This is a genomic window from Noviherbaspirillum sp., from assembly GCF_035654295.1.
In the GTDB taxonomy this organism is placed as follows: domain Bacteria; phylum Pseudomonadota; class Gammaproteobacteria; order Burkholderiales; family Burkholderiaceae_D; genus Noviherbaspirillum.
Genome location: NZ_DASRXF010000013.1, coordinates 1 through 7520 on the forward strand (window position 1 = coordinate 1; position 7520 = coordinate 7520).

The window sequence follows — 7520 nt, forward strand, 5'->3', positions numbered from 1 at the left end:
TTGCCGCGCGCGCTGGCTCTCGCGGTGGATGGCCTGGGCCGCCAGTTCCTTGCCGGTGCCGGTCTCGCCCTCGATGAGGACGGTGGCAGGGGACTTCGCAAACAGTTCGATCGAGTGGCGCACCGATTGCATCGCCGGCGACTCGCCGCGCAAGTCGTTCAGGCCGTGCTTGGCGCGCAGGGTGTCGGCCACCGGTGCGGCGCGCCCGCGGCTCGATTCCAGTTGCGTGAAGCGTGCGATTTCCAGTGCATCCTCGAATGCCTGCCGGATCGAGGCCGCGGAGTACACGAACACGCCTGCCAGCCCGGCTTCCTCGGCGAGGTCGGTGATCAGGCCGGCGCCGACGATCGCCTTGATGCCTGCCGCCTTGAGCTCGTTGATCTGCGCGCGGGCGTCTTCTTCAGTGACATAGGTCCGCTGCGGAATCGCGATGTCGAAGGTGGCGAGGAATTCCTCCAGTTCCGGCATCGGCGTCTGGTAGGTGACGAGGCCCACATGCGGCGTGATCTTCCTGGCCCGCGCGAGCGCCTGCATCACGTCGAAGCCGCTGGCCTTGGCGATGACAACCGGCAGCGAGAGCCGGCTCTTGAGATAGGCGGCATTGGAACCGGCCGATATGACGGCATCGCAGCGCTCGGTTTCGAGCCGCTCGCGGATATGGCGGACCGCGTCCTCGAAGCCGAGGTGGATCGGCTCGATGGTGGCGCGGTCGTCGAATTCCAGGGTGATGTCCCTGAACAGATCGGACAGGCGCGAGATGGACACCGTCCAGATGATCGGTTTTTCCGGCAGGTCGAGGGCAGGGCGGGCGGGGAGTCGCATGTTTCATCCACGTTTCAATGTTTCAATTGTAACGCAGTTTGAAACAAGGCGGCAGCCGGCAGTCTGATGTGGAATTATCTAAGTAATTGAAAGATAAAGCGTTTATCTTGCTTCAACCCACCCTTGCAGCGTGGCACACCGATTGCAATAAGGCCTCCAGCTTCAATCGTTGCAACAGTTACCCACAACAAGGTGAAGACATGAGTCTCAATTCCGCAGGAGCCGCCTTCCGCAAGGCGGTGCAAGAAGAATCCCCGCTCCAGGTCGTCGGCGCCATCAACGCCAACCACGCGCTGCTGGCAAAGCGCGCCGGCTACCGCGCGATTTACCTGTCGGGCGGCGGTGTGGCGGCCGGTTCCCTGGGCCTGCCTGACCTCGGCATCTCCAACCTCGACGACGTGCTGACCGACGTGCGCCGCATCACCGACGTGTGCGACCTGCCGCTGCTGGTCGACGTCGACACCGGTTTCGGTTCCTCCGCCTTCAACGTGGCGCGCACCGTGAAGTCGATGATCAAGTTCGGCGCCGCGGCGATCCACATCGAAGACCAGGTGGGCGCGAAGCGCTGCGGCCATCGCCCGAACAAGGAAATCGTCAGCAAGCAGGAAATGGTCGACCGCATCAAGGCCGCCGTCGATGCGCGCACCGACGAGAACTTCGTCATCATGGCCCGCACCGATGCGCTCGCCGTGGAAGGCCTGGAAGCCGCGCTCGACCGCGCGCAAGCCTGCGTCGAAGCCGGCGCCGACATGGTCTTCCCGGAAGCCATCACCCAGCTCGACATGTACAAAACGTTCGCCGACGCCCTGAAGGTGCCGGTGCTGGCCAACATCACCGAGTTCGGTGCGACGCCGCTCTACACCGTCGAAGAACTCAAGAGCGTGAACGTCGGCCTCGTGCTGTATCCGCTGTCCGCCTTCCGCGCGATGAACAAGGCGGCCGAGAACGTCTACACCGCCATCCGCCGCGACGGCACGCAGAAGAACGTGGTCGACACCATGCAGACGCGCATGGAACTCTACGATCGCATCAATTACCACGAATTCGAACAGAAGCTCGACGCCCTGTTCGCACAACAAAAAGCCAAGTAATTTTTCCCGGGAGATTCTGATGAGTGACCAACAAGCCGCTGGCTTCAAGCCCAAGAAATCCGTTGCCCTGTCCGGCGTGACCGCCGGTAACACCGCCCTGTGCACCGTCGGCCGTACCGGCAACGACCTGCACTACCGCGGCTACGACATCCTGGACGTCGCCGATACCTGCGAATTCGAAGAGATCGCCCACCTGCTGGTGCACGGCAAGCTGCCGACAGTGGCCGAACTGAAGGCGTACAAGACCAAGCTGAAGGCCCTGCGCGGCCTGCCCTCGCAGGTGAAGGCAGTGCTGGAAGCGCTGCCCGCCGCCTCGCATCCGATGGATGTGATGCGTTCCGGCGTCTCCGCGCTGGGCTGCGTGCTGCCGGAAAAGGATGACCACAACACCCCCGGCGCGCGCGACATCGCCGACAAGCTGATGGCATCGCTCGGTTCCATGCTGCTGTACTGGTACCACTTCAGCCACAACGGCAAGCGCATCGAGGTCGAGACCGACGACGATTCCATCGGCGGCCACTTCCTGCACCTGCTGCACGGCAAGAAGCCGCCCGAGCTGTGGGTCAAGGCAATGCACACCTCGCTGATCCTGTACGCCGAGCACGAGTTCAACGCTTCCACCTTCACCGGCCGCGTGATCGCCGGCACGGGTTCCGACATCTACTCCGCCATCACCGGTGCGATCGGTGCGCTGCGCGGCCCGAAGCACGGCGGCGCGAATGAAGTCGCGTTCGAAATCCAGAAGCGTTACGACAACCCGGACGAAGCGGAAGCCGACATCCGCCGCCGCGTGGAGAACAAGGAAGTCGTGATCGGCTTCGGCCACCCGGTCTATACCGTGTCCGACCCGCGCAACAAGGTGATCAAGGAAGTGGCGCGCACGCTGTCGCAGGACGCCGGTTCGATGAAGATGTTCGACATCGCCGAACGCCTCGAAAGCGTGATGTGGGAAATCAAGAAGATGTTCCCGAACCTCGACTGGTTCTCGGCCGTCTCCTACCACATGATGGGCGTGCCGACGGCGATGTTCACGCCGCTGTTCGTGATCTCGCGCACTTCCGGCTGGTCGGCGCACATCATCGAGCAGCGCATCGACAACAAGATCATCCGCCCGAGCGCGAACTACGTCGGTCCTGAAGACCTCAAATTCGTACCGATCGCCGAGCGCAAATAAGTGCATGCGGCCCGCCACGACGGCGGGCCCGCGTTGCACCTCACCACTCATTCCATACGAGCCATGAACACCGCATACCGCAAACCATTGCCGGGCACCAATCTGGATTACTTCGACGCGCGTGCCGCCGTCGAGGCGATCCAGCCGGGCGCCTGGGAAAAGCTCCCCTATACCTCGCGCGTGCACGCCGAGAATCTCGTGCGCCGCTGCGATCCCGCCATCCTGACCGAATGCCTGAAGCAGATCATCGAGGTCAAGCGCGAGCGCGACTTCCCCTGGTTCCCCGCCCGCGTGGTGTGCCACGACATCCTCGGCCAGACCGCGCTGGTCGACCTCGCCGGCCTGCGCGATGCGATCGCCGACCAGGGCGGCGACCCGGCCAAGGTCAACCCCGTCGTGCCGGTGCAACTGATCGTCGACCACTCGCTGGCCGTCGAGTGCGGCGGCTTCGACCCGGATGCCTTCCGGAAGAACCGGGAGATCGAGGATCGCCGCAACGAAGACCGCTTCCACTTCATCGAGTGGACCAAGCATGCCTTCAAGAACGTGGACGTGATCCCGGCCGGCAACGGCATCATGCACCAGATCAACCTGGAGAAGATGTCGCCGGTCATCCATGCCAAGGACGGCGTCGCCTTCCCCGATACCTGCGTGGGCACCGACAGCCACACGCCGCACGTCGACGCGCTGGGCGTGATCGCCGTCGGCGTGGGCGGGCTGGAAGCCGAGAACGTCATGCTCGGGCGCGCGTCCTGGATGCGCCTGCCGGAAATCGTCGGCGTCGAGCTGACGGGCAAGCGCCAGCCGGGCATCACCGCCACCGACATCGTGCTCGCGCTCACCGAATTCCTGCGCAAGTCGAAAGTGGTCGGCGCCTATCTTGAATTCCATGGTGAAGGCGCTTCCTCGCTCACGCTCGGCGACCGTGCCACCATCTCCAACATGGCGCCCGAATACGGCGCGACCGCGGCGATGTTCTCCATCGACCAGCAGACGCTCGATTACCTGAAGCTGACCGGCCGCACCGAAGAGCAGGTGAAGCTGGTCGAGACCTATGCCAAGGAAGCCGGCCTCTGGTCCGACACACTGAAGAATGCCGTCTATGAGCGCGAGCTGAAGTTCGACCTGTCCTCCGTCGTGCGCAACATGGCCGGCCCGTCGAATCCGCACGCACGCGTGGCCACCGCCGACCTCGCCGCCAAGGGCATCGCCGGCAAGTGGGAAGAAGTCCCGGGCCAGATGCCGGACGGCGCGGTGATCATCGCCGCCATCACCAGCTGCACCAACACCTCCAACCCGCGCAACGTCATCGCCGCCGCGCTGCTGGCGCGCAATGCCAACCGCCTCGGCCTCACCCGCAAGCCGTGGGTGAAGACTTCGCTCGCGCCCGGCTCCAAGGCCGTGGAGCTGTACCTCGAAGAAGCCGGCCTGAAGCAGGAACTGGAAAAGCTCGGCTTCGGCATCGTCGCCTTCGCCTGCACCACCTGCAACGGCATGTCGGGCGCGCTCGATCCGAAGATCCAGCAGGAGATTATCGACCGCGACCTGTACGCCACCGCCGTACTCTCCGGCAACCGCAACTTCGACGGCCGCATCCACCCGTATGCGAAGCAAGCCTTCCTGGCGTCGCCGCCGCTGGTCGTGGCCTACGCCATCGCCGGCACGGTGCGCTTCGACATCGAGCGCGATGCCTTCGGCACGGACGCCAACGGCAAGCCGGTCACGCTCAAGGACATCTGGCCGACGGACGAAGAGATCGATGCCATCGTCAAGGCCAGCGTGAAGCCGGAAATGTTCAACAAGGTCTACATCCCGATGTTCGACCAGCGTTCGGCGGCAGCCACTTCGGTCAGCCCGCTGTACGACTGGCGCCCGCAGAGCACCTACATCCGCCGTCCGCCGTACTGGGAAGGCGCGCTGGCGGGCGAGCGCTCGCTCAAGGGCATGCGTCCGCTGGCGGTCCTTGGGGATAACATCACTACCGACCACCTGTCGCCGTCGAATGCCATCCTGCTCGACAGCGCGGCGGGCGAGTACCTCGCCAAGATGGGCCTGCCGGAGGAAGACTTCAATTCCTACGCCACGCACCGCGGCGACCACCTCACCGCGCAGCGCGCAACCTTTGCCAACCCGACGCTCATGAACGAGATGGTGGTCGTGGACGGCAAGGTGAAGAAGGGGTCGCTGGCGCGCATCGAGCCGGAAGGCAAGGTCACGCGCATGTGGGAAGCCATCGAGACCTACATGGAACGCAAGCAGCCGCTGATCATCATCGCCGGCGCGGACTATGGCCAGGGCTCGTCGCGCGACTGGGCGGCGAAGGGCGTGCGCCTGGCCGGCGTGGAAGCCATCGTGGCCGAAGGCTTCGAGCGCATCCACCGCACCAACCTGATCGGCATGGGCGTGCTGCCGCTGGAGTTCAAGCCGGGCGTCAACCGCCTGAGCTTGATGATCGACGGCACCGAAACCTTCGACGTGATCGGCGAGCGCAAGCCGCGCGCCGACCTCACCCTCGTGATCGTCCGCAAGAACGGCGAGCGCGTGGAAGTGCCGGTGACCTGCCGCCTCGATACGGCGGAAGAGGTGTCGATCTACGAAGCGGGCGGGGTGCTGCAGCGGTTCGCGCAGGACTTCCTGGCGTCGTCGGAGTCGAAAGCAGCATAAAGAAGTAGGGTGGGTAGAGCGAAGCGAAACCCACCATTAACGACCAAGAAGCACACGGTGGGTTTCGCTGCGCTCTACCCACCCTACGATCCTTGACTGGACAACATACATGCCCCACGTACCACAGATCAAAATCCCTGCCACCTACATGCGTGGCGGCACCAGCAAAGGCGTGTTCTTCCGCCTGCAGGACTTGCCCGAGACCGCACGCGTTCCCGGCGCCGCGCGCGATGCCTTGCTGATGCGCGTCATCGGCAGCCCCGATCCCTACGGCAAGCAGATCGACGGCATGGGCGGCGCGACTTCCAGCACGAGCAAGACCGTCATCGTCGCAAAGAGCACCCGGCCCGACCACGACGTCGACTACCTGTTCGGCCAGGTCTCCATCGACAAGGCCTTCGTCGACTGGAGCGGCAACTGCGGCAACCTGTCTTCCGCCGTCGGCCCGTTTGCCATCAGCAGCGGCCTGATCGACGCCGCACGCATCCCGAAGGATGGGACTGCCGTCGTGCGCATCTGGCAAGCCAACATCGGCAAGACCATCATCGCGCACGTGCCGATGATGAACGGCGAAGTGCAGGAGACCGGCGACTTCGAACTCGACGGCGTCACCTTTCCGGCGGCGGAAGTGCAACTGGAATTCATGGATCCGGCAGCCGAGGAAGAGGGCGCGGGCGGCTCTATGTTCCCGACCGGAAATCTCGTGGACGATCTCGAAGTGCCCGGCATCGGCGTGCTGAAAGCCACCATGATCAATGCCGGCATCCCGACCATCTTCGTCAACGCGGAAGCGATCGGCTACACCGGCACCGAGCTGCAGGAAGCGATCAACGGCGACGTCAAGGCGCTTGCGATGTTCGAGACGATCCGCGCCTACGGTGCAATGCGCATGGGCCTCATCAAGAACGTGGATGAAGCCGCCAAGCGCCAGCACACGCCGAAGATCGCCTTCGTCGCCAAGCCGAAGGACTATGTTTCCTCCAGCGGCAAGACGGTTTCCGCTAGCGACATCGATCTGCTGGTGCGGGCGCTGTCGATGGGCAAGCTGCACCACGCGATGATGGGCACTGCAGCGGTGGCGATCGGCACGGCAGCGGCGATTCCCGGCACGCTGGTCAATCTTGCCGCGGGCGGCGGTGAGCGCACTGCCGTGCGCTTCGGCCATCCGTCCGGCACGCTGCGCGTCGGCGCGGAAGCGGTGAAAGCCGGCAGCGAATGGAACGTGACCAAGGCCATCATGAGCCGCAGCGCGCGGGTCCTGATGGAAGGCTGGGTACGCGTCCCCGGCGACGCATTCTGATCGGCAACAACCGTGGCCATGAAAAGCGCAAAGACCCTCCCGTCGATGCGCTTTTTTTTCGCGCTGCGCGGCCCACCGTAAGTGCAGAGTAAGTCAGGCTGCACATACTGGGACGATAAGCTGGCACAGCAAGAAAATTCTATTCGGGGGCAACATGACGTACGCAGACTTCTACAAGAATTCCATCGACAATCCCCAGGCGTTCTGGGACAAGGAAGCCCAACTCATCGACTGGAAAGAGCCCTATTCGCAGGTGCTCGATTACAGCAGGCCGCCTTTCACCAAATGGTTCGTCGGCGGCAGGACCAACCTCTGCCACAACGCGGTGGACCGCTGGGCGGACAAGCAGGGCGACAAGCCGGCATTGATCGCCATCTCCACCGAGACGAACACGGAGAAGGTCTACACCTTCAAGGAACTGCAGACGGAAGTGATGCGCGCCGCCGCGATGATGCAATCGCTCGGCGTC

Annotated in this window: 6 protein-coding genes; 5 read left to right on the plus strand and 1 reads right to left on the minus strand. The window is 63.9% G+C overall.

The annotated features are described in order from the left end of the window. Positions 1-822: PrpR N-terminal domain-containing protein (locus VFF99_RS01195; protein WP_325014223.1), on the minus strand; the 822-nt coding region annotated here is incomplete at its 3' end. A 200-nt stretch (positions 823-1022) separates the two neighbouring features. On the opposite strand from VFF99_RS01195, the gene prpB reads away from it, so the two are divergent. The 5 genes from prpB to VFF99_RS01220 all read left to right on the plus strand — a co-directional run. Beyond that, positions 1023-1913: a methylisocitrate lyase gene (gene prpB, locus VFF99_RS01200; RefSeq protein ID WP_325014225.1), complete on the plus strand. Its 891-nt coding sequence runs from the start codon at positions 1023-1025 to the stop codon at positions 1911-1913. A 19-nt stretch (positions 1914-1932) separates the two neighbouring features. Beyond that, positions 1933-3087 (plus strand): bifunctional 2-methylcitrate synthase/citrate synthase, encoded by a 1155-nt coding sequence (gene prpC, locus VFF99_RS01205; protein ID WP_325014227.1) that lies wholly within the window; start codon positions 1933-1935, stop codon positions 3085-3087. Between the two features lie 63 nt (positions 3088-3150). Further along, the gene (gene acnD / locus VFF99_RS01210) at positions 3151-5751 is read left to right on the plus strand and encodes a Fe/S-dependent 2-methylisocitrate dehydratase AcnD (RefSeq protein ID WP_325014228.1); all 2601 of its coding nucleotides are present in this window, start codon (positions 3151-3153) and stop codon (positions 5749-5751) included. Between the two features lie 109 nt (positions 5752-5860). Further along, positions 5861-7051 carry a 2-methylaconitate cis-trans isomerase PrpF gene (gene prpF / locus VFF99_RS01215; protein WP_325014229.1) on the plus strand — a complete coding sequence of 397 codons (1191 nt, stop codon included), beginning with the start codon at positions 5861-5863 and terminating at the stop codon, positions 7049-7051. A gap of 154 nt (positions 7052-7205) precedes the next feature. After that, on the plus strand, positions 7206-7520 hold a 315-nt coding region (locus VFF99_RS01220; RefSeq protein WP_325014230.1), incomplete at its 3' end, for an acetyl-coenzyme A synthetase N-terminal domain-containing protein.

Bases quoted from the DNA above. Each gene is read 5' to 3' on its own strand.
- prpB (WP_325014225.1), top strand. From the start codon at position 1,023: ATGAGTCTCAATTCCGCAGGAGCCGCCTTCCGCAAGGCGGTGCAAGAA.
- prpC (WP_325014227.1), top strand. From the start codon at position 1,933: ATGAGTGACCAACAAGCCGCTGGCTTCAAGCCCAAGAAATCCGTTGCC.
- acnD (WP_325014228.1), top strand. From the start codon at position 3,151: ATGAACACCGCATACCGCAAACCATTGCCGGGCACCAATCTGGATTAC.
- prpF (WP_325014229.1), top strand. From the start codon at position 5,861: ATGCCCCACGTACCACAGATCAAAATCCCTGCCACCTACATGCGTGGC.